Genomic DNA, 22,736 nt, shown 5'->3' with positions numbered 1-22,736 from the left:
TGGCCGGAACGCACGGGCCTCAGGCCCGCGGCATACCTTGACGCCCCGTCTGCACGGGATCGTCGGCCCAGAAATCGTAGAAATTGAACCAGTCGTACGGCGACTGTGCCACCAGCGCCTGAAGCCACGCCGCATATGACGTGGCCAGCGCGGTCAGTGCCGCGTCGCGGTTGGCCCGGGGCAGCACCACGGCGTGCGACAGTTCGGTGAAGCGCAACAGGTGGCCGTCTCCGTGCCGCACGCAGCCCATCGCGTACAACGGACAGCGCATCAGCGCCGCCAGCACGTAGGGGCCCACCGGAAACCGCGCGGGCGCCCCCATGAACGGCACACGCACGGCCCGGCCACCGTGCGCGGGCGCGCGGTCGCCGGCAATGGCCACAAACTCGCCGGCCTGCACCTTGGCGGTCAGATCGAGCGCCGTGGCCGGCGAGATATCGTCCACCTGATACAACTGCACGCCGGATTTCGGGTCGATGCGCGACAGGATGCGGTTGAAGCGTTCGGCGTGGCGGGTATGCACCAGCACGGTCAGGCGCATGCCGTCGCGCTGGTTGGCCAGCACGCGGCACAGCTCCAGGCAGCCCATATGGGCGGTCATGATGATGCCGCCCTGTCCGCGTGCGATCTGCTCCAGCAGCACCTCGTTGCCTTCCCGTGTGACGTTGCCAAAGCGATAGCGGCCGCCGATGGCCAGCAGCTTGTCGAGCAGCGTATCCGCGAACGAGAACAGGTGCCGCAGCGTGTGACGCCAGCCGGGTACGGTTCCGACGGTGCCGGCCGTCTGCTGCACGCGCGTCAGGAAATCGCGCGACGAACGCCGGGCCAGCGGATGCGTGGCCCAGTAGTAGGTCACCACCGGGTAGGCAGCAAGGCGGAACAGCGTCCGGCCGAAGATCCGGTACAGGAAGTACAGGCACCAGACGCCCCACATGCATGTGACTTCGCCGATGGTGCTCCAGTGCCTGGAGCGGCCCGCCTGCAGCGCGGCGCCGGAGTTCGGGGCCGAGGGCGTCATGCCGCCACCTTGCGCCACAGAAGGCGCGGCATGCGACATACCATGCCGAAGAACAGGCGCGTATGCATGCGCGAGATCAGGACGTTGTCGCGCCACGCCTGGAAGTGCGAAACGCCGTCGGACGGATAGGTCACGCGCGTGGGGACGTTCAATATCCGCACGCCCCGCCACACCAGGTGCACCAGCACCTCGGTGTCGAATTCCATCCGCCGGCCCAGCCGCACGTCGCGCATCAGATCGATGACCGGCGCCAGCGGATAGACCCGCAGCCCGCACATCGAATCGCGGATGTCGAACGACAGGGTGTTGATCCAGACCCAGATGTGGGTCAGATAGCGCGCATACAGCCGGTGCCGTGGCACAGACTCGTCGTACACGGGATGCCCGCAGACCATCGCCTCCGGGTTCGCCCTGGCCAGCGCCACGAACTGCGGAATGCAGTCGGCATCGTGCTGGCCGTCGGCGTCGATCTGCAGCGCATGCGTATAGCCAAGCTCGGCCGCGACCGAGAATCCGGCCATGATCGCCCCGCCCTTGCCCTGGTTCTGCGGCAACCGCACCAGACGGACGCGCTCGGGGTGGGCCGCAGCCAGTGCGCGCAACGCCTGCTCGCACGGCGGACTGCTGCCATCGTCAACCAGCAGGCACGGCAGCGGATGCTTCAGGATGGCATCCACCATGGCGCCTATCGCACCTTCATGGTCGTAGACGGGCACCAGCACGACGGGGCGGAATTCGGCGGTCATCAGGCTTCGGGGTGAAAGACGATCTTGCCGCTGGCGTGCGGGCCGGCAGCGGAGCTGAAACGGAAGCCAAGCGCATGGGCGTCGGGCTGCCAGGTCAGCGCAAGCTGCACCACGCTATTGGGCCGGATCACGGACTGGAACTTCAGCGTATCCAGCCGCGCAAAACGCTGGCGGGACGGCACGGCCAGCTTGAGCGGTGCCAGCGCCATCACCCAGTCCACCTGTGCGACGCCGGGCACGATGGGGGCGCCCGGAAAATGTCCGTCAAACACCGCCAGATCCTCCGCCACGTCGAGTTCGGCCGTAGCCGACGCCTCGTCCCCCGTCAGCCAGCGGACCGCCGGCAAGGTACGGCGGAACAGGTCACGCAGCATCACCTCGGTGGTCTTGCCTTGCGCATTGCAGGGCAGTGCCGGCGGGAACGCCCAGCGGCGCGGCAGCGCAACGGGGTCGACGGCCTCGGCCAGGTGGCGGCGCAACGCCGCGCCCATGGCACCTCGCCCTGTCGCCGTCAGCCGCGCCGCGCCTTCGTCGTTCAGCACCACGGCGGCAGCCACGCGCATGCCGACATCGAGTTCGATCGGCACCACGCGCGCCTCGCGCACCCACGGCGACGCGGCCAGGCATTGCTCGATCTGCGTGAGCGAGATACGCTTTTCCTCGATCTTGACGATACGGTCGGCCCGGCCAGCTAGAACGAAGCTGTCGTCCCCCGCGGCAAGCGCGCGGTCGGCGCAGACATGCCAGCCATCGTCGGCAAGGTGGGGCGAGCGCACGGCCAGATAACCGTCCTGCAACTGCCAGGTGATGCCCGGCAGCGCAGTCCAGCGGTCGGCATGTACGGCGCGCTGGCGCCAGGCGATGCCACCAGTCTCGGAACTGCCGAAGACCTCCACCGGCGACTGCCCCATATGGCGCAGTGCGTCCACAGCGGCTTCTGGCGGCAAGGGCCCGCCCGACGAGAACACAGCGCGCAGTGCAGCGCGCACAGCCGGCCAGTCAAGGCCCGCCGGCATGCGCTTGAGGTGCGCCGGGCTGCTGACCAGGATGGCCGCGCTGGCATCAGCCCGACAGGCCGCAACCAGTTCCTCGTGAAATTGCAGACGGCCCGCAGGCATCGGACGGGCCGCGGCCAGCGGCCACAGCACCGTAAACAACAACCCGTAAATGTGTTGATGCGATACCGTGCAGAGGACGCGCACATCGGCGCCGAAGCGGCCGGCGAAGGCTTGCTGCAGCGTGTGGACCTCGGCGTCGAGTTGCGCCAGCCGCTTATGAATGGCACTGGGCACGCCGGTGGAACCGGACGTGAACAACGTCACGAACGTGTCGTACGTGGCCAGCACCGGCCAGCCAGCGCCATCCACCCCGTCCCCATCGTTGGCAGGCGCCGTGCCGGTATCCGGCAGGATGGCGCCGGGCAGCTGCCCCGCCCAGCCGTCGGTCTGCCCGCGCAGTGCCGCCAGGGTTTCGGGCCGGGCGTCTCCCGGCAGCACCACATGCTTGCCCGCATGCCAGGCGCCGAACAATGCCGCCGCGAATTCCGCCGTGTCGTGCTCGAAGTAGATGCCCCAGCGCCGGCCCGGGGCATTGGCCAGGGTGCGGCGCCAGATGGCGGCGCGCGCCACGAAATGCCGCGCATCCACGCACGTGCCGTCGCCGCACGCCACCACCGGCGGGCTGCTCCGCGACGCCTTCGCCGCCAGCGCCGCCATGACCCCGCCCACGCCGGTCCATGCCGGCAATGCTTCACCCATGACGATTCTCCGCGCTGCGCGCCATGACGCGCTGGCGCAACAGCCATTCCCCGGCGAACATCGCACCGATCAGGCCGTAGGCGATGGCGCCGTTGTAGAGCGCCCAGATGCGGTCGCTGGCCGCGAAGGCCGTGATCGCCGCGATCGTGCCGTTGCACACAAAGAACAGGCACCAGGCCTGCGTGACGCGGCGCGTATAGGCCACGCCGCTCGGGGGCAGTTCGGGCTCACGCAGACGGGCCAGGCGCTCCACCAGTGACGGCGGATGCCGGAGCGTCCAGCCGAACACGCCAAGCATGGCCGCGTTGACCAGCACCGGATAGAGCTTCAGCGGCAACGCATGCCCGGACACCATGACGACAAGCGCCAGTCCGGCCGCCAGCAGCGCCATGGCACGCCATCCGGCACGCCGGCTCGTGCCGGCACGCAGCAGCGCGAGCGCCACCAGCGCCAGCGCCATCAGGCGCGGCGAGAAATGCTGCAGCCCCAGGTAGATCACCACCGGGTAGGACAGCGTGAGAAGCCCCAGCCCCCACTTTCGCCAGGCCATGGGCGGATCAGGCGGTGGCCGGTGAATCGATCAGCAATGCCAGCGCCTGAACCACGTCCTGCACGGTGCGCACGGACTTGAACTGCTCGGGCTTGAGGGGCTTGTTCAGCATCGGCTTGAGCTTCACCAGCAGGTCCACGGCGTCGATGCTGTCGATGTCCAGATCGTCGTACAGCCGCGCCTCGGGCGTGATGCGGGCCGGATCGATCTCGAAGGTTTCCTCGAGAACCGCGGCCACGCGCGCAAAGATTTCGTCGTGAGTCATGTCGGGTTCCGTGTGATGCAATCTCTTGCCATATCGGTAACGGCGCGGGTCAGGCCGGGGCCCGGTTGCCCTGCGACGCCACGTACGCGGCCAGCGCCGAGACACTGGCGAAGCGCGAGCGGATCTCTTCCTTGTCGCCGTTCATGGTGATGCCATAGCGCTTCTGCAGCGCCAGCCCCAATTCCAGCGCGTCGATCGAGTCGAGGCCCAGGCCGTCGACGAACAACGGTGCGGTGGTGTCGATATCATCCGCGGCCACGTCCTCGAGGGACAGCGACGAGATGATCAGTTCCTTGATTTCTTGCTCAAGCGCCGTCACGGCGGATCTCCCTGGAGAAAAAGTTGCAAAGTGCCTGCGTCAGATGCCGTACGGCCAAGGCGTCCTCGGTGCCCTCGGGCACCCATTCGGACACCGGCACGTCCGGACGTACATCGATGACGAAGCGCGGGCGGCGCACCGGCACGTGATACCACTTCTCGCCCTTGGTCAGCGTGGGCGGCACGCAATGAATGACCACGGGGGTCAGCGCGAAACCACCACGCACCGCCACATTGGCCGCGCCGCGCTGCAACTGCAGGGGTTGGCCTGGGCGCGTGCGGGTGCCTTCGGGAAAGATGATGAGGTTGTTGCCGGCCCGCAGCGAATCGATACAGTCGTCCACCATGGCGGCGCCACCGTCGTTGCGCACCCAGCCGGTGGCCAGCACCGGGCCGCGCGTGAACGGGTTGCGCGTCAGTGCGGACTTGACCACGCAGTCGGCCCGGCGGGTCAGCGCCATCAGGAACACCACGTCGATCAGCGACGGGTGGTTGGCCACGATCAGCAGGCCGCCGCGCTGCAGGCGCTCGGCGTGGCGGACTTCGTAGCGGATCACGCCCACGACGTGCATGATCCAGACGAAGAGCCGGAACGCATGATGAATGACGGCGCGGCAAACACGCTGGCGCCTGGCATCCGTCCAGGGCAGCAGCATCAGCAGCGGAAACACCAGCACGCGCAGCAGCAGCCCGCCGATGCCGAAGCTCGAAAAGCAGAAACCGGTGGCACACACCCGCCACGCGCGATCGAGCCGCTCAACCATGGCGACGCCATCTCCAGATCGCGCGCTCGCCACGATGCACCAGTTCGGTATCGCCGGCCAGCATGAAGCGCAGCACGTCGAGCGCATGCGGCAACAGCGGATGCGCGGTGGCCGGATCGGTCCCGGTACGTGGGGCCACGATCTCCAGCGCCAGGGCCGGTTCCCCGGCACGGGGGCGCCCGATGCGCCAGGCCCAGCCGAAGAGGCAGCCCGGTTCGTCGGCGAATTCGACGTACGCTTCGGGCAGCGGCGCGTCATAGCACACCAGCAGCACTTCGTCCGCACCATCGCCGAGCAACGCACAGGCCTCGACCACTGCCGTCTCGACGGTATCGCGCCCGGCGGCCACAGCCTGCAGGTTCGACGCATCGCCGCGGTCGATCGTGAACATCGCGCCAATGGCATTGTGGACGGACAGGCCGAAAGCCGTGGGCGACAGCGGCTGCGCCGCCGCCAGTTCGCTGAGCATGTCGAACGCACGCGGGGTGTCGCCGTGGCGCGATGCGAACACGGCGGGACCATGGAAAGCGGAACCCGGCGCTGCGTCGCCAGCCGTCACACCGTACGCTGGATGCAGGGCCGCCTTGCCGAGCGCATTGACGCGCCGGCGCAACATGGGAGCCATGGCCGCAAGCGCGGGGAGGTCGCCGCCTTCGGGCAACCACGGGGCCCGGCTCCATGCCCGCCAGGCATCTGCCGTCTGCAATGCCGGCGCCGAGGCCGCCCATGCGCGAATTCCGAATTCCATTGCCATGCCGTGCGCATTGGGTGGATGGTGAGCCCGGAGCCTGCATCGAAGCATTGGCCATGGCGCTCGCAAAGCGCGCGCCACCCGCCCGACCCCGGGGACATTTCCTTTTTTCCCTGAAATTAGCGTCGAAATCCGCAGATTTCGGCGTCTTTGTGTTAATTGCAGTGCTTCTGCCGTCACCTTTTAGAAGGTTGGGCGCCGGCCGTGGGACCGTTCTCGCGCCAGGCGGGACAGGCCGGTAGCCGTGCAACTGCCTTGATAGGTGTCGGATAGTTCCAGGCCGCGAAGTACCCCTCCGAAGATGGGCATCGTGCCAGCACAGCGAACTTCGACCCTGCATTTTTATCAGGGGCGAATTCTCGCACAAAGGCGCCCGCTATGGCGCAAACTGTAACGGTCTCGGACAAATGTTACAGGGCGGGAGCAACCTGCCGGCCACCCCCGCCCTGTTGGACGCCGTTACCCCGTCGGGTGGATATCAGCGCGCCGGCAAGATGGTGCCCGTGACTTCACCAAAACCGACGCGATAGCCGTCGCCCTGGCACCAGCCGGTCATGGTCACCGTATCGCCGTCTTCCAGGAAGCCGCGCGTCACGCCATCGGCCAGCGTCACGCGCTCGGCGCCATTGCGCGTGGTCTCCAGCAGGCTGCCGTACGAATCGGGCGTGGTGCCGCTGATCGTGCCCGAACCCATCAGGTCGCCTACGCGCACGTTGCAGCCCGACACCGTGTGGTGCGCCAGCTGTTGCGCCATGGTCCAGTACATCGCCTTGAAGTTGGTGCGGCAGACCGTGGTCGCCGCGGCCGCGCCCTGCGGCTGCAGTGCGACTTCGAGGGCGATATCGTAGGCGTTGCGCGCCGTCTGCTGCAGGTACGCCAGCGGCTCGGGCGATTGGACCGGGTTCTCGCTGCGGAACGGGTCGAGCGCATCCATCGTGACGACCCACGGCGAGATCGACGTGCCGAACCCCTTGCTGTTGAACGGCCCCAGCGGCACGTATTCCCATTGCTGGATGTCCCGCGCGCTCCAGTCGTTCAGGATCACCATGCCGAACATGTGCGCCGGCGCATCGGCGGTGCTGACCGGCTCGCCCAGGTTCGACGGCTTGCCGACGATAAACGCCATTTCCAGCTCGTAGTCGAGCTTGCGGCACGGGCTGAACACCGGGCGCGCCTTGTCGGGCAGCTTGATCTGGCCATTGGGACGATGCAGCGGCGTGCCGCTCACCACCACGGAACTGGCCCGGCCGTTGTAGCCGATCGGGATTTCCAGCCAGTTCGGCAGCAAGGCATTGGCCGGATCGCGGAACATGCGGCCAACGTTGGTGGCGTGCTCGCGCGACGAATAGAAATCCGTGTAGCCCGGGATGTCGACCGGCAGATGCAGCTTCGCCGCCGACATCGGCACCAGGGCCTTGTCGCGCAGCGCGCCGTTGCCGGCAAGCGTCTGGTTGTCGGCGGACAGCAAGGCCGTCAGCGCGGCGCGCGTATCGGTCCACACGGGCTTGCCCAGTGCGATAAAGCGGTTCAGGTTCGGCGCGGCAAAGGCGCCCTTCGCGGCGGCGGGCAGCAGGCCGGCATCGTCGAGCACGGACAGGTCCAGCACGTGGTCGCCGATGGCCACGCCCACGCGCGGTGCGCCGTTGCCCATCGAAAAGATGCCATACGGCAGGTTCTGCAGCGGAAAATGGGTCTGGCCGTCGTTGGCCGAGGCAACCCAGCTGGTCTTGGGGGCAGTCATTGTTCTGGAACTCCGGAAATCAGCGCACGTTCGGGTTGAAATGCTTCTTCAGGCCCTGCCAGCACGTGTAGTAGTCATGCTGCAGCAGCGCCGATTCGGCGGCATGGCGGGTGGGGCGAATCACGCCCGGCGTTTCGAACATGAACGCCATCGTGTCGGTGATGTGGTGCGGCGTGCTGGTGTCCGATACCGACGCCCGTTCGAACGTTTCGGCATCGGGGCCATGGCCGCTCATGCAGTTGTGCAGGCTGGCGCCGCCAGGGGCAAAGCCCTCGGCCTTGGCATCGTAGACGCCGGCGATCAGACCCATGAACTCGCTGGCGATATTGCGATGGAACCAGGGCGGGCGGAACGTATCCTGTGCGGCCAGCCAGCGCGGACCGAAGATCACGAAGTCGATGGTGTCCACGCCCGGCGTGTCCGACGGCGACTGCAGCACCAGGAAGATCGACGGGTCGGGATGATCGAAGCTGATCGAGCCAATCGTGTTGAAGTGCCGCAAATCGTATTTGTACGGCGCGTAGTTGCCGTGCCAGGCCACCACGTCCAGCGGCGAGTGGTCGATCTCGGCACGCCACAGGTTGCCCTGGAAGCGTGCGACCAGTTCGAACGTGCCCTCGCGGTCTTCATAGCTGGCCACCGGCGTCAGGAAATCGCGCGGATTGGCCAGGCCGTTGGAGCCGATCACGCCCAGGTCGGGCAGCTTGAACAGCGCACCGTAGTTCTCGCAGATATAGCCGCGCGCTTCGCCATCGGGCAGCGCCACCCGGAAGCGCACGCCGCGCGGAATCACCACGATCTCCTGCGGCTCGACGGCCAGGCGCCCCATCTCGGTGGCGATTAGCAGGCGGCCCTGCTGCGGCACGATCAGCATCTCGCCGTCGGCGTTGTAGAAATAGCGGTCCTCCATCGACCGGTTGGCCAGATACAGATGGATGCCGCAGCCAGTCTGGGCCTCGGGGCCGCCATTGCCGGCCATCGTGACAATGCCGTCGACAAAGTCCGTCGGCACCGACGGCATTGCCGGCGGGCTCCAGCGCATCTGGTTCGGCGACGGCGGCATCTCGTCGAAGCGGCTCAGCCAGCGGTCCTGTTCGATCCGCGTGAACGGCTTGTGCATGGCCGCCGGACGAATCCGGTACAGCCAGGCGCGTCGGTTGTGGGCGCGCGGCGCGGTGAAGGCCGTGCCCGAAATCTGCTCGGCATACAGGCCGTACGGGGCGCGTTGCGGCGAATTGCGGCCCACGGGCAAGGCGCCTGGCAGCGCCTCGGTGGCGAATTCATTGGCGAAGCCGGACATGTACCCGGCGATTTGCGTCTCGGCCACGTGCAGTTGTGTTTGCGTCATGGAGTCTTCCTCTCACACTCCGCCGGCTTGAACGCCAGCGTTTGTCATCGGTATGGCGTCGGCGCCATATCCATCAAATTACGGATAATAAAATTGATTTACCAAATCGTAATCATGCGCGCGAGCGATGTCAAACCACAAATACGATAGGTCAGCGGCGGACGAGCGAAGACATCCGGCGTGACGCGTGGCGCAAAGCGCGGAGCGGCCCACTCGGCACAGGAAAGGGAGGAACGCGAGAGAAACGGGGAAGGCGAAGACAGCGGCGCGCGGCGGCGCGCTGCAAGAGGCAGCGGATCAGCCCACCATCGGACATGGCGGCCGCATAGAAGGACTGCGCCGGGGCAAACGAATTGGCGCGCAAACGGAAATCGAAATTCGTGACAGGACGGGGGTGTCGCCTGTCCTGTCACGAATCTGAGGGGTCAGACGGGCTTGTGGCCCTCCCCCGATGTGGGGCCCGAACCGAAACCACCGGACGACGGCGTCGATGTCGCCGGTGCTGCCGCCGTGGCAGGCTGGCCAGCCATCGAAGCAGCGGTCACGCCGCCATTGCGGCTGGCAATGAACGCGTTGACATCGGCGGCAAGATGCTGCGGCGCCAGCACCACTTCAAGCCCCAGCGCCTCGCAGGCCGCCAGGAACGTGGACATACGCGGATCGGCCTGACCCGATTCGGCACGAAGATATGCCTCGCGGGAAATCCCGGCCTTACGGGCGACGTCCTCCTGCTTGAGCTTGCGCGCTCGACGCAACGCCCGCAGTTGCCGGAACGGTTCGCTAGCGCCTCTTGGCACGGCTGTACTGTTCATGTCGGTCTCCAGTCACCAGTGAAAAAAAAGTGCGCGGACGTGCATTCGAGTATAGAGCACGCAAAGCGTTCCGTAAGGTCTGTTGTGGAACACTTTTACAGATTTCTTATGATGGCTTGATCTCTGCCGCCAGACTCTCATCCAAACGGCGGATAAAGCACAGCTTCCTCCTCCCGCCCCCACATAACGGTAGTGCGCGCTTTGCGTTGACGTCACATCAGTATCGTCCACGTGTGGCATAAGGCAAGTTGACAAACCGTCCGGTCGTGCTATTCTCGAACGCATGCAAAAGGGACAGCTCACGCGCACCGCGATCATCGAACAGGCTCTGCAGTCGGCCACGCAGGTCGGCTTCGAGCAGTTGTCGCTCGCCACGCTGGCCGCCGACACCAATATGTCGAAGAGCGGCCTGTACGCCCACTTCAAGTCGAAAGAGGCGCTGCAGGAAGCCGTGCTGGCCCGCGCCATGGAGCGATTTTCCGAGATCGTGGTGCAGCCCGCGATGCGCCAGGACCGTGGCGTGGCCCGACTCGAGACGCTGTTCGATGGCTATCTGGCTTGGATTGCGGGCGCGGTGATCGAGGGCGGCTGCGTGTTCATGGCGCTGTCTCAGGAATACCGCAATCGGCCCGGCGTGATCCGCGACAGGCTCGTGCAGGCGTTCAAGGACTGGCACAGCACCATCGTTCGCGTGGTGACCGATGCCGTGGACGAAGGCGACCTGCGCACCGACACCGACGCGCGGCAGTTTGCCTTCGAGATGGCAGGCATCGGCATGTCGTTCCAGTCGTCGTCCAGGCTGATGGCCCGGGCCGACGCGGAAGTGATGGCGCGCCGCGCGTTCGGGCGCCTGGTCAATGACTTCAGAGAGAATCGCAGCACGGAGACCGCCGGCACACACTGATCCCACAGGGATACCGTGCAGGCGACGGTAATTCAGGATTTTCACCCGCCACAGCGCAAGCGGCGTGGCGATGCAGAGGGTGGTTCAGGCGGCATTTTTGCCGCATTTTCTTGCCCTGAAAATAGCACGACTGGTCGGTCGCAAAGTATAAAAAAGATAAGGCAAATAACGTCTTGTCACTGACCAAGTCGGTAAATGATCAGTCGGAGGTGTTCGTCGTGCCGCAAGTGCTGTCAACCGCATCCCAACGCCCCGCCGTCCAGGACACTGGCGGCGCCCTCTCCTATCCGCCCCGTACCGTAGCCGGCGCACTGGAAGCCAGTGCGATGGCGTGGCGCCGTCTGCGCTGGCAGGCGGGCAGTCTGCTCTTCCCCACCGCAACGGCGACGGCGCTCGAGCGGCTGTGGTTCAGTCCGCCCCGGGGCAAACAGAGCGCGGAGGGGCGCCGGATGCTGGATGCGGCGCGCGCGGAGTGGGCACTGGTCACCGGCCAGGGCGCCAGCCGGCGCGTGCGCGTGTATCGCTGGGGTAACAAGGGGCCCGTTGTGCTGCTGGCGCACGGCTGGGGCGGCAATGCGGGCCAGTGGCACGCCGTGGTAGCCGGCCTGTTGTCGGCGGGCATGCGCGTGGTGGCCTTCGACGCCCTGTCGCACGGGGCGTCCGATGCGGGCGCACGGGGACAGCAGCAAACATCGATCCTGGAAATGGCGCGATCGCTATTGGCCGTGGCCTGGCATGTCGGACCCGTGCACGCCGTGGTGGCGCATTCGCTGGGCGGCGCGGCGGCCGCGCAGGCGATTCGCGAGGGCCTGCCCGCGCGCGGGGTGGCAATGATCGGGGCGCCAGCCGACATGTACGACGCATGCGCCGCCATGGCCTGGCAGCTTGGCATCGCGCCGCATGTGCTGGACCGCATGCAACGCCGCAGCGAACAGTGGCTCGGCGCGAGCTGGTCCACGTTCAATGTGCCCGATATCGGCCGTACCCGGCCGGTACCGCCATTGCTGGTGATTCATGACCGCGACGACAAGGAAGTCCGCTGGGAAGATGGCGCCGCCATTGCCGGCGCGTGGCCGGACTCGCGCCTGATTACCACCGAGGGCCTGGGCCATCGGCGCATCCTGCGCGACGCCGATGTCGTCGCGCATCTCGCGCGCTTCGTATGCGGCCTGGCAGCCGCACCGGCCCTGCCCCCGATGTCGTACAGGGCTTCCGCGTCGCAGTGATCAGAACCCTTGCAGCACCAGCTTGCCGATGGTCTGTCCGCCTTCCAGCAAGGCATGGGCACGCCGCAGATTGTCGGCCCGGATGGCGCCGAGGTTGTCCCCCACGGTCGTCTGCAGCTTGCCGGCATCCACCAGGCGCGCCACTTCATTGAGCAGGCGATGCTGCGCGATCATGTCGGGCGTCTCGAACATCGCGCGCGTGAACATGAATTCCCAGACGAACGTGGCGCTCTTGCTCTTGAGTTCGCCCACGCTCAGCGGGCCGGCGTTCTCGACGATCGAGCAGATCTTGCCCTGCGGGGCAATGGCCGCGGCCATCGCATGGAAATGGCGATCCGTATCGTTGAAGCAAAGGATGTAGTCGACGTGCGCAAACCCTAGCGCGCGCAGTTGCTTCGGGATGTCCTGACGATGGTCGATCGTATGATCGGCGCCCAGGCGGCGACACCATGCCTCGGACTCCGGACGGGAGGCCGTGGCCACCACGGTCAGGCCCGCCAGCACCTTGGCCAGCTGGATGCCGATCGATCCCACGCCGCCCGCCCCACCAATGATCAGTACCGACTTGCCCGCATCGTCGCCTTTTGGCGAAACGCCCAGGCGGTCGAACAGGGCTTCCCAGGCCGTGATCGCCGTGAGCGGCAACGCGGCCGCCTGCGCGAAGTCCAGGGATGCGGGCTTGTGGCCGGCAATGCGTTCATCCACCAGATGGAATTCGCTGTTCGCGCCCGGCCGCGTGATGCTGCCCGCGTAGAACACCGGATCTCCGACCTTGAACAGCGTCACCTCGGCCCCCACCGCCACCACGGTGCCGGCAGCGTCCCAGCCCAGCACGCGCGGGGCCTCCTCGACCTTGTCCTTGGGCGCCCGCACCTTTGTATCCACCGGATTCACGGCGATGGCTTCCACCTTGACCAGCAAATCGCGGCCGGTGGCTTCGGGCTTGGGAATTTCCACATCGACCAGCGATTGCGGATCGGAAATGGGCAGGTAACGGGTCAGGCCAATGGCTTTCATGTCAGGGTCCTTTCGAAGAATGACGGGATGCCTGCATCGTAGCCAATCCTCGCACGATTGATTAGCCGGATCGTGCCGCAATCACTTTCCCTTTTTTCAGGAAAATGCGACCAGACAAAAAGCCCGCGCGAGGCGGGCTTCTCAACAATGCCGTGGCGCCGAGGCGCAGGGATCAGGTCAGGTCATCCGGCACCGGACGATAGCCCATCGGGGTCGTCGAGGTGTCCTGAACGTACTTTTTTGCGTGGGCCTCGCGCATCGGCTTGAGTACGAAGATGGCCATCAGCGCCGAGAGCGCTGCCATGCCCGATGCCAGCATGAAGACCGCATGCCAGTCGCCAGTGGCCGCCGTGATCACGCTGGAGAACGGCACCAGCAGCGCGGCCGTACCCTTGGCCGTGTAGAGCATGCCCGCGTTGGTCGCCGCGAATTTCGGCCCGAACGTATCGCCACAGGTGGCCGGGAACAGGCTGTAGATTTCACCCCAGGCGAAGAACACGATACCGGTCAGGACCACGAATGCCACAGGATTGTGGCCGTAACTGGCCAGCAGCAGAATGCCCACCGCTTCCACCGCGAACGCCAGGAACATCGTATTTTCCCGACCGATGTTGTCCGACACCCAGCCGAAGAACGGGCGTGTCAGGCCATTCAGCACGCGGTCGATGGTCAGGGCGAAGGTAAGCGCCGGCAAGGTAAGCCCCCAGATCGACACGGGCGAATCGTGCAGGCCGAAGTCCTTGGCGATGGGGCCCAGCTGCGCGGTCGCCATCAGCCCGCCTGCGGCCATCATCACGAACATCGCGTACATGACCCAGAAGATCGGCGACGACATCACCTGGCGCGGCGACGCGTTGTAGGTGGTCGCGGCCTTGAGCGTCGACTTGACGTCCGCCAGGATCTTGGCCGATGGCGGCAGCAGCAACATGCCCAGGACCATCACGATGAGGCCCTGCCCCAGACCGAAGTACAGGAACGTGGCCTCATAGCCGCTGCTCTTGATCATGTTGGCGATCGGCACCACGGTGGCCGCCGACCCGGCGCCGAAGCCCGCGGCCGTCAAGCCCGCTGCCAGCCCCCGGCGATTCGGGAACCACTTCAGCGCGTTACCGACGCAGGTGCCATACACCGCGCCCGCGCCCACGCCGCCAATGGCGGCCGCCACGTAGAGCATCGGCAGCGACGACGCCATCGAGTTCAGCACCCAGGCCACCGCGCACAGCAGGCCACCGCCAACCACCACCGGGCGCGGACCGTACTTGTCCACCAGGTAGCCTTCGATCGGCACCAGCCAGGTTTCGGTTACCACAAAGATGGTGAATGCCACCTGGATCGCCGTGCGGCCCCAGTGGTACTTGTCGTCGATCGGGTTGACGAACAGCGTCCAGCCGTACTGCATGTTGGCGATCATCGCCATACAGATCACGCCGAATACAAGCTGCGTCCACGGCGATGAATACCAGGACGCTTGCGCGCTTGCGCTTTGCTGACTTTCCATGGTGTCTCCTTCTGGCGGGTGGGCCCGCTGTTGTGGATTGGCATCTGCATTGGATGCCTTGGGGTGTGTACTGCTGGTGCTTTGTGTTTTTTGTGTCGAACGGCTGGCCGCTCTAGTGCTATACAGTATGTGGTATATCACGCAAGTCAAGGCGATTCGGCGGGCTACCTGACTTATCAGGCAGACATTCGAAAGCACGCAGTCGCGTGGCCCCGCCGACTGGTGCATCGGGTGCATGAAAGCCCGCCGACCAAGCGAGCCGATCTTCTTGCCGATCAGATACTTAGGCATGCATCCGGCATCAATGAACATTGCTGCGGCGCATGTGGCGGATAACCCGATCTAGGGAAAGTCCCGACCCTACCGGCGACGCCGAATCATCAGCAGGCAAGCTGAATTCGGCACGGTTCAGGACCGCGGCACATGGGTCGAAAAGGAAAGAACCGGGGAAATCCGGCGCGGGATCTGGGGAGAGGGAAAGCCGGATATGCCGTGCTGCGTCGCGACCTGAGATCACGGGCGCAGGGGCATGACGATACGGCTTGCGAAATGCTGAAAAGACGGCCGCTGAGGACTGCGGGGACTACGCACTGCGGGAGTTGCCGGCCGCTACAACTTCCCCTGTTACTACACACTGCACACTACAGGTACTGCAAAAATCGTCGAACTACGAACAGGCGATCAGGCGTGCAGGAAACGCGGCTGGAGCACCATATCCGAGGCCGAGCTGCCGATGCCGGTGGACGACTCTTCCGACGAACCCAGACCCGCAAAGCGGCCATGTTCCTGGGCGGTGGTCAGCAGGCCCATCGGCAGGACGGTGGCGAGCACGTAGGTCACGGTGACACCCAGCGAAACAACACCGAGGGCGAGAAGGGTAAGCAGCGTGGTGTTCATGAAAACTCCTAAGTCGTAAGGATCAAGGTGAATTCATTATATGCTGCACTGCGAGGTCTGTAAATATTTGGTATGTGATATATCTGTAGTGGAGTCGCTCTAAAAACAACAACGCACCCCGTGGGGTGCGTTGTTGGTCTCATCTATAAGCCCGGAAGGCGGCTGGCGATCCGATCAGGAACAAGAAGTGGCAGAAACGTCCCAAAAATCTTTGCCGCAGTGCGGCAGGTGAATCCCGCTCATCGCCCTACCCTACTTTCTTCAATAACTCCTGGTCGTACTCCTGCGCACGCAGGTTGTCCCAGACCGCCGCCGCGTTGGGCTTCAGCGAGCGCGCCTTGCGCCGTACCAGCATGACGTTGGAAGTCACCTGGGGCCGCAACGGTCGCAGGACAGCGGCGGGCGCCAAGCCACTGGCCTGCGCCCGTGACGGCACCACGCCGATGCCCAGCCCCATCGCCACCATGCCGAAGATGGCCGCGAAATGTCCGAGCAACTGCAGCGAACCGGGCCTGACGTGATACGTGGACAATGCGCGCTCGACGGCAGGCTGGACCCCCGAATGCTGGTCCAGCGACAGCACCGACGCATCGGCCAGTTCGCCCCACCCCAACGAATCGCGCGATGCCAGCGGATGGTCCGCCGGCAGCACCGCTTGCAGCGGGTCCACGCACAGCGGTTCGCAATACAGGTCGTCGCAGGGTGCCGGATTGCTGGCGATACCGAAATCCACCTCGCCACTGCGCACACTCTCCAGCACCGATTCATGCGAGCGGTCGCGCAGCGTGATGCCGATGCCGGGCCACGCCTTGCGGCAGCCCGCCAGCCACATCGGCACCGACATCGACGACAGCACGGGGTCGGTGGCGATCTGCACGGTGCCCTGGCTCGGCTTGCCGGTGCCGTGGCTGTCGCGCAGCGTCTGCTCGACTTCCTCGATCAAATGGCAGATGCGTTGCGACAGCATTTCGCCGGCGTCGGTCAGCTCTACCTGGCGCGTGGTGCGGTCGAACAGCCGCTGGTCGATTTCTTCTTCCAGTTCGCGCACGCTACGGCTGATCGCCGATTGCGTAAGACCCAGTTCTGCCGCGGCACGCGTAAAGCTTTTCTGGCGCGCCACCGCGGCAAAGGCCTTCAACTGAGGAAGCGAAACATTCATGGTGCCGCTCCTTCCTTGCTGGGTACTGCCGGGGTTGTGGCGCGGGCTATTCACCCTTGCCCGTGGAGAAACCTGCCATATAGGTGCCGTTGTCGCTGACCGGGACAGGCTGTGCCTCGGCATGGCCCGTGATAAAGCGCCGGCGCATCGGCTGCAGCACGAACTTGGCCGCCAGCCCCGCCGCCACCGTCATCACGGCCGCCACGGCAAACACGAGGTTCCAGCCGCCCGTATGCGACAGCACCGATGCCACCGGCACCAGCAGCGCGGCCGTGCCCTTGGCCGTATAGAGCGTGCCGGCGTTGGCCGCGGCGAACTTGCTGCCGAACGTATCGGCACACAGCGCCGGGAAGATCGAGAAGATCTCGCCCCAGAACAGGAACGTCAGCGCCGCGAACAGCATGAACATGTACGGGTCGTGGCCGAATTCCAGCAGGCCGATCAGCGACAGGCCTTCGCCGATGAAGATCAGGAACATCGTATTTTCCCGACCGATGCGGTCCGAGACGAAGCCGCACAGCGGGCGCGTCAGGCCATTGCAGAGGTTGTCGATCGACAGCGTCATCGTCAGCAGCGGCAGCGTCATGCCCAGCATCGTCACCGGCATCGACGCAAAGCCGAAGTCCTTGGCGATGGGGCCCAGTTGCGCGGTGGCCATGATGCCGCCGGCCGCCACGGCCACGAACGAGATGTAGATCACCCAGAACACTGGCGTGCGCACGATCTGGCCAGGCGTGAACTCCACCGGGTTGGTCAGGATCTTCTTGTTGGCCACCAGCCCCTTGGGCGGCTGCGGCTTCACCAGCAGCAAGGCCATGGCGAAGATCAGCACGCCCTGGATGATGCCGAACGTGAAGAACGCATGTTCATAGCCCGACTTCTGGATCATGTTGGCGATGGGGATCACCGTCAGCGCCGACCCCGCGCCAAAGCCGGCGGCGGTCAGGCCGGCGGCCAGGCCGCGCTTGTCCGGGAACCACTTCAGCGCGTTACCGACGCAGGTGCCATAAACGCCGCCTGCGCCGATACCGGCGATGACCGCTGCCGTATAGAGCATCGGCAGCGACGTGGCATACGAATTCATCACCCATGCCAGGCCGGCGCAGAGGGCGCCGCCGGCCACCACCGGACGCGGGCCGAACTTGTCCACGAGCCAGCCTTCCAGCGGCACGAGCCAGGTTTCCGTCACGATAAAAATGGAAAAGGCGACCTGGATTGCAGAGTCGCCCCAATGGTGCTTGGCGTTCATCGGCGTAACGAACAGCGTCCAGCCATACTGGAGGTTCGCCACCAAACCCATACAAAGTACACCGATGAATAGCTGGAACCAGCGATTGCGGAGGAAGCCTCCATTTGCATTGCCCATGGCGGGGCCAGCCGCATTGATGTGCGCCATGTCGTGTCTCCTTGCATTAGTGTCATGCGCGCTCTGCGGCGCGCGTGGTGGGCTTGGCCTTGGGGGGACGCCCGCTTTCACTACTGAATGAGCGCGCCTGACATTGCGGCACGTAATTCGTGGATTGATGCTACTTCAAACTTAGATCAGCACAGCATAAAGTTTTTTATTATGATCATTGACGATCCTTTATAGATTGCGGGAAATCGTGCAATGAAGAATGCGACGCTGCGCCAGCTGAAAGTCTTCGAAACGGTGGCCCGCCACCTGAGCTTTTCCCGCGCGGCAGAAGAGCTCCATCTCACGCAACCTGCTGTTTCTACACAGGTTCGGCAGCTGGAACTGCACGTTGGCCTGCCCTTGTTCGAGCAGCTTGGCAAGCGCATTTACCTGACGCCGGCCGGTACTGAGATGCTTCACTACAGCCGCAGCATCATTCAGCAATTCCGGGAAGCGGAAGACGCGATGGCGCAGCTTAAGGGTATATCCGGGGGCCGTCTGAACGTCGCCGTGATCAGTGCGGGCGACTATTTCTTCCCTCGCCTGCTTGCGGAATTCATGAACCGGCATGAATCGGTGACCTTGAATCTTGCAGTGCACAACCGCGAGGAACTGCTGCACCAGCTGAGCGGCAACCTGACCGACCTGGCGGTCATGGTACGCCCGCCCGAAGGCATGGACACCATCGCGGAACCGTTCGCCCCGCACCCCTATGTCATCGTGGCCGCGCCCAACCATCCGCTGGTGGGCCAGCGACGTATCCCGCTGGCGGGCCTGGCGGAAGAGGCCTTCGTGTCGCGCGAAAAAGGCTCGGACACGTGGAATTCGATGCAGGAAGGTTTTGCCGGCCGGCTCTCGAACCTGCGCATCGCGATGGAGATCAAGAGCACCGAGACCATCAAGCAGGCCGTGATCGCCAACATGGGCATCGCCTTCCTGTCGGCCCATACCGTCGGCCTGGAACTGCAGACCGGCAAGCTGGCCGTGCTCGATATCGAAGGCTTTCCGGTGATGCTGAACTGGTATGTGGTCCATCGCAAGAACAAGCGCCTGCCCCCGGTGGCGCTGGCGTTCAAACAGTTCCTGATGGAGGAAGGCCACACGCTGATTCAGCAGATCACCGGCGTCGAAGGCCTGATCCGGCCCCACCACGGCTAGTCATCTCTTGTATAAGCGATGACTTATGGTTTTTGGATGAAACTTTAATTATCGTAAATCGTTCCTGCTGTCTAAGCTTCGGACATCACACGCTGCAGCACAGACGTGTGCAACCACAGGAGACGATCATGAACCACCTCCAATCCGACGCGCCCGCCACCGTTGCAATGCCGACGGCCGTCAGCGAGATGCGCCACCTTGATCGTGAGATCCAGCTGGCCGCCTACAACGCCGCGTTCACCGAACTGGGCCTGCGCTTCCGCTGGGACGCTCCGATGTTCGAATGGCTGTGCGGCATCGACTGCGAAAAGACGCGCGTCACGCGCTATATCGAGCAGTACCATGCCCACCTGCTGAATGCGTACGACGCGCCGTTCCTGAGCCAGCTGATCTTCGACAAGAAGAACGAATACCTGCGCGCCATGGCCGGCGCCGGCGCGAACTAAGTTCCGCGGCACCGCCAGCGCAGCAAGGGGCCCCGTCACGGGGCCCTTGGCTTTTCTACGACGTCCTTCGCAGGACAACGGGGCTGGCGCTAGACCGCCCCGGCCGCCTTGAGCGCGGCAATCTGCGCCGGCGTGCGGCCCAGCCATTCCAGTACCTCGTCGGTGTGCTCGCCCAGCAGCGGCGAGCGTTCGACTTCCACCGGCGAATCGGACAGCGTGATCGGGCAGCCCAGTTGCACGTACTTGCCGCGCTGCGGGTGATCCAGTTCCACCAGGTAGCCACGGTCGTACAGCGAGCCGTCCTCGATCAGGTCCTTCATCGACAGGATCGGGCCGCATGGCACGTCCACTTCGTTCAGGGCCGCCATGACTTCAAATTTGGTCCGGGTCTTGGTCCATTTCTCGATGACGCCGAAGCATTCGCCCAGGATCTTCAGTCGCGCCTCGGGGGTGGCGAAGTTCGGATGCGTGATCAGGTCCTCCCGGCCGCACAGGCGCATCAGCGGCTCCCAGCCCTGCGGCTGGATGATCACGTACACGTAGTCGTTGGCCCCGCCCGGCGAACAGCGCAGCGCGGCACCGGGCTGGCCGCCGCCCGACGCATTGCCGGCGCGTGGCACGAAATCGCCGAATGCCTGGTTCGGATATTCCTTGAGCGGGCCGGCCGCCAGGCGCTGCTGGTCGCGCAGCTTCACGCGGCACAGGTTCAACACCGCATCCTGCATGGCCACTTCCACGCGCTGGCCGCGGCCCGACTTCTCGCGATGCAGCAGCGCGGCCAGGATGCCCACCACGCAATGCACGCCGGTGCCGGAATCGCCGATCTGGGCGCCGGTCACGGTGGGAACGCCGTCCTCCTCGCCGGTGGTGCTGGCCGCCCCGCCCATGCACTGGGCCACGTTCTCATACGCCTTGCAGTCGACGTACGGGCCGGGACCGAAGCCCTTGATCGACGCGTAGATCAGGCGCGGATTCAGCGTCCGCAGGCGGTCCCAGTCGAAGCCGGCGCGATCCAGCACGCCCGGCCCGAAATTCTCGACGAGCACATCGCAGCGTTGCACCAGGTCTTCCAGCAAGGCCTTGCCCTCGGGCGTCTTCATATTGAGGGTCAGGCTGCGCTTGTTCGAGTTCAGCATCGTGAAGTAGAGGCTGTCCGCGTTCGGCACATCGCGCAGTTGGCCGCGCGTGATGTCGCCACGGCCCGGCAGCTCCACCTTGATCACATCGGCACCCAGCCAGGCCATCAGCTGGGTGGCCGACGGGCCGGCCTGCACATGGGTCATGTCGAGGATGCGGACCCCTTCCAGAGCCTTGTTGTTCATGGCGTTGTCTCCTTGAGGATTCTCGTGAAGGCAATGTCTCCGCGAGCGGCCGGGCTCGTTTGATGGGTATCGGCAGCGCGCCGTGCGGCGTTGATCTTGCTAAACACGGTATGTGATATATCAGAACGCAACAAGAGGAAAAGGCGGAATCCGGCCAACTTTCGGTTCTGCGTCGCAACAAATTCGCATGGGATGCGATGCGTCATCCCTACATCGAGAAGGTTTCGCCATCAATACGCGGGATTGATGCGCTGCGCTTGTCATTGCGGCGCCTGTCCTTCCGCAGCGCGGGTTTCATCCGGCATCTCATGCACTTTCGGCCAGATTATGTTGATATATTACATACCATATTTTAGGCTGCCAAAAGAAGAGCGGACACTGCCCTGCGCCATCGCGCGCGGCCCAAATGAGGAGACACGTTGAACATTCACGAACATCAGGCCAAGGAGCTGCTCCGGCGCTATGACGTGCCCGTGCCGCAGGGCTGTGTAGCCTTTACGCCAGACGAGGCCACCCATGCCGCCCGCAAGCTGGGCGGCCCGGTGTGGGTGGTGAAATCGCAGCTCCACGCGGGCGGCCGGGGTGCCGGGCATTTCCTCGAACCATGCGCCGCCGATGGCTCCGGCAAGGGCGGCGTGCGCGTCGTCACGTCGATCGACGCCGTGCACGCGAGCGCGTTGCAGATGCTGGGAAAGACGCTGGTCACCAGCCAGACCGGCCCGGCTGGCCGGGCGGTGCGGCGCCTCTACATCGAAAAAGGCTGCGACACCGCGCGCGAGCTATACCTGGGCATGGTGATCGACCGCGCCACGTCGCGCATCACCATCGTGGCGTCCCCCGAGGGTGGCATGGACATCGAGGCGGTCGCCGCCCGGACGCGCGAGAACATCCTGAAGGTAGCGATCGATCCGGCCAGCGGCATCCAGCCGTTCCACGCACGCCGGGTGGCCAGCGGCCTGGGACTATCGGGCAAGCAGGCGGATGCGGCCGCGCGGCTCATCCTCGCTGTCTACCGCGCATTCACCGAACTCGACGCGTCGATGGTCGAGATCCATCCGCTGGCGATCACCGCTAGCGGCGACGTACTGGCGCTCGATGCCAAGTTCGCGTTCGACGACAACGCCCTCTTCCGCCATCCCGAGATCGAGGCCATGCGTGACGAAAGCGAGGAAGATCCGGCCGCAGCCGAGGCCGCCCGCCACGGGCTGCACTACGTGCGGATGGGCGGCAATATCGGCTGCATGGTGAATGGCGCCGGCCTGGCCATGGCCACCATGGAACTCATCAAGCGCCATGGCGCCGAGCCAGCCAACTTCCTGGACGTAGGCGGCGCCGCCACGGCCGAACGGGTGACCACCGCCTTCCGGCTGATCCTGGCCGATCCCAGGGTGGAAGGCCTCCTGGTGAACATCTTCGGCGGCATCGTGCGTTGCGACGTGATCGCAGAAGGCGTGGTCGCCGCCGCGCGCGAGTTGGACCTGACCGTGCCGCTGGTGGTGCGGCTGGAAGGCACCCATGTCGAACTGGGCAGGCAGATCCTGCGCGACTCGAACCTGCCGATCATCGCTACCAGCCAGCTTGCCGACGCGGCCGGGAAAGTGGTGGCCGCCGTGCGCGCCACCCGGACACACGGAGAACAGTGA

General features: G+C 65.0%; 22 protein-coding genes. 5 read left to right on the top strand and 17 right to left on the bottom strand.

Features of this window, described 5'->3' with window-relative positions; all coding sequences use genetic code 11:
• Positions 1-19: 19 nt before the first annotated feature.
• From AC24R4_RS00875 to AC24R4_RS00825, 11 genes are all read right to left on the bottom strand, one after another.
• Entirely contained in the window at positions 20-1,018 is a 999-nt protein-coding gene (locus AC24R4_RS00875) for a lysophospholipid acyltransferase family protein (RefSeq protein ID WP_487521969.1), read from the bottom strand.
• On the bottom strand, positions 1,015-1,764 hold the full coding sequence (locus tag AC24R4_RS00870; RefSeq protein WP_487521968.1) for a glycosyltransferase family 2 protein: 750 nt from the start codon (positions 1,762-1,764) through the stop codon (positions 1,015-1,017). The genes AC24R4_RS00875 and AC24R4_RS00870 overlap by 4 nt, the downstream gene beginning before the upstream one ends.
• Entirely contained in the window at positions 1,764-3,521 is a 1,758-nt protein-coding gene (locus tag AC24R4_RS00865) for an ApeI family dehydratase (protein WP_487521967.1), read from the bottom strand. The genes AC24R4_RS00870 and AC24R4_RS00865 overlap by 1 nt, the downstream gene beginning before the upstream one ends.
• Positions 3,514-4,071: a COG4648 family protein gene (locus AC24R4_RS00860; RefSeq protein ID WP_487521966.1), complete on the bottom strand. Its 558-nt coding sequence runs from the start codon at positions 4,069-4,071 to the stop codon at positions 3,514-3,516. The genes AC24R4_RS00865 and AC24R4_RS00860 overlap by 8 nt, the downstream gene beginning before the upstream one ends.
• A gap of 7 nt (positions 4,072-4,078) precedes the next feature.
• Positions 4,079-4,336: an acyl carrier protein gene (locus AC24R4_RS00855; protein WP_029050926.1), complete on the bottom strand. Its 258-nt coding sequence runs from the start codon at positions 4,334-4,336 to the stop codon at positions 4,079-4,081.
• Between the two features lie 49 nt (positions 4,337-4,385).
• A complete protein-coding gene (locus AC24R4_RS00850; protein ID WP_249640927.1) occupies positions 4,386-4,655 on the bottom strand; it encodes a phosphopantetheine-binding protein in 270 nt (89 codons plus the stop codon).
• Positions 4,642-5,418, bottom strand: coding sequence for a lysophospholipid acyltransferase family protein (locus tag AC24R4_RS00845; protein WP_487521965.1), 777 nt, complete (start codon positions 5,416-5,418; stop codon positions 4,642-4,644). Before AC24R4_RS00845 ends, AC24R4_RS00850 begins: the two co-directional genes overlap by 14 nt.
• Positions 5,411-6,166, bottom strand: a complete 756-nt coding sequence (locus AC24R4_RS00840) for a beta-ketoacyl synthase chain length factor (RefSeq protein ID WP_487521964.1) — start codon at positions 6,164-6,166, stop codon at positions 5,411-5,413. Before AC24R4_RS00840 ends, AC24R4_RS00845 begins: the two co-directional genes overlap by 8 nt.
• Before the next feature lie 481 nt (positions 6,167-6,647).
• Positions 6,648-7,910 carry a fumarylacetoacetase gene (fahA, locus tag AC24R4_RS00835; RefSeq protein WP_487521963.1) on the bottom strand — a complete coding sequence of 421 codons (1,263 nt, stop codon included), beginning with the start codon at positions 7,908-7,910 and terminating at the stop codon, positions 6,648-6,650.
• 19 nt (positions 7,911-7,929) lie between these two features.
• The gene (gene hmgA, locus AC24R4_RS00830) at positions 7,930-9,258 is read right to left on the bottom strand and encodes a homogentisate 1,2-dioxygenase (protein WP_487521962.1); all 1,329 of its coding nucleotides are present in this window, start codon (positions 9,256-9,258) and stop codon (positions 7,930-7,932) included.
• Positions 9,259-9,683: 425 nt separating this feature from the next.
• Entirely contained in the window at positions 9,684-10,070 is a 387-nt protein-coding gene (locus AC24R4_RS00825; protein ID WP_153948518.1) for a helix-turn-helix domain-containing protein, read from the bottom strand.
• A 283-nt stretch (positions 10,071-10,353) separates the two neighbouring features.
• Between AC24R4_RS00825 and AC24R4_RS00820 the strand changes: the two genes are divergently transcribed.
• Both AC24R4_RS00820 and AC24R4_RS00815 read left to right on the top strand, forming a co-directional pair.
• Positions 10,354-10,974 (top strand): TetR/AcrR family transcriptional regulator, encoded by a 621-nt coding sequence (locus AC24R4_RS00820; RefSeq protein ID WP_400397058.1) that lies wholly within the window; start codon positions 10,354-10,356, stop codon positions 10,972-10,974.
• Between the two features lie 326 nt (positions 10,975-11,300).
• The gene (locus AC24R4_RS00815; protein ID WP_487522959.1) at positions 11,301-12,200 is read left to right on the top strand and encodes an alpha/beta fold hydrolase; all 900 of its coding nucleotides are present in this window, start codon (positions 11,301-11,303) and stop codon (positions 12,198-12,200) included.
• On the opposite strand, the gene AC24R4_RS00810 is transcribed toward AC24R4_RS00815, so the two are convergent.
• The 5 genes from AC24R4_RS00810 to oxlT (AC24R4_RS00790) form a co-directional block, all read right to left on the bottom strand.
• Positions 12,201-13,217, bottom strand: a complete 1,017-nt coding sequence (locus AC24R4_RS00810) for a zinc-binding alcohol dehydrogenase family protein (protein ID WP_487521961.1) — start codon at positions 13,215-13,217, stop codon at positions 12,201-12,203. It abuts the gene before it with no gap.
• 172 nt (positions 13,218-13,389) lie between these two features.
• The gene (gene oxlT / locus AC24R4_RS00805; RefSeq protein ID WP_487521960.1) at positions 13,390-14,715 is read right to left on the bottom strand and encodes an oxalate/formate MFS antiporter; all 1,326 of its coding nucleotides are present in this window, start codon (positions 14,713-14,715) and stop codon (positions 13,390-13,392) included.
• Positions 14,716-15,396: 681 nt separating this feature from the next.
• Complete coding sequence (locus tag AC24R4_RS00800; protein ID WP_153948522.1) at positions 15,397-15,612, bottom strand: hypothetical protein; 216 nt, start codon at positions 15,610-15,612, stop codon at positions 15,397-15,399.
• 247 nt (positions 15,613-15,859) lie between these two features.
• Positions 15,860-16,771, bottom strand: a complete 912-nt coding sequence (locus AC24R4_RS00795; RefSeq protein ID WP_487521959.1) for a LysR family transcriptional regulator — start codon at positions 16,769-16,771, stop codon at positions 15,860-15,862.
• Between the two features lie 46 nt (positions 16,772-16,817).
• Positions 16,818-18,167 (bottom strand): oxalate/formate MFS antiporter, encoded by a 1,350-nt coding sequence (gene oxlT / locus AC24R4_RS00790; protein ID WP_400395081.1) that lies wholly within the window; start codon positions 18,165-18,167, stop codon positions 16,818-16,820.
• Between the two features lie 213 nt (positions 18,168-18,380).
• Here oxlT (AC24R4_RS00790) and AC24R4_RS00785 point away from each other — a divergent pair, with 213 nt between their 5' ends.
• On the top strand, positions 18,381-19,325 hold the full coding sequence (locus tag AC24R4_RS00785; RefSeq protein WP_400395079.1) for a LysR family transcriptional regulator: 945 nt from the start codon (positions 18,381-18,383) through the stop codon (positions 19,323-19,325).
• Positions 19,326-19,453: 128 nt separating this feature from the next.
• Complete coding sequence (locus AC24R4_RS00780; protein ID WP_400395078.1) at positions 19,454-19,771, top strand: LysR family transcriptional regulator; 318 nt, start codon at positions 19,454-19,456, stop codon at positions 19,769-19,771.
• Positions 19,772-19,860: 89 nt separating this feature from the next.
• On the opposite strand, the gene frc is transcribed toward AC24R4_RS00780, so the two are convergent.
• A complete protein-coding gene (frc, locus tag AC24R4_RS00775; RefSeq protein ID WP_400395076.1) occupies positions 19,861-21,093 on the bottom strand; it encodes a formyl-CoA transferase in 1,233 nt (410 codons plus the stop codon).
• Between the two features lie 419 nt (positions 21,094-21,512).
• Here frc and sucC point away from each other — a divergent pair, with 419 nt between their 5' ends.
• Positions 21,513-22,736, top strand: a complete 1,224-nt coding sequence (gene sucC / locus AC24R4_RS00770; protein ID WP_400396528.1) for an ADP-forming succinate--CoA ligase subunit beta — start codon at positions 21,513-21,515, stop codon at positions 22,734-22,736.

The sequence above is a fragment of the Cupriavidus sp. CER-90 genome, from assembly GCF_057652055.1.
This window is presented reverse-complemented; position numbering and strand designations above follow the sequence as displayed.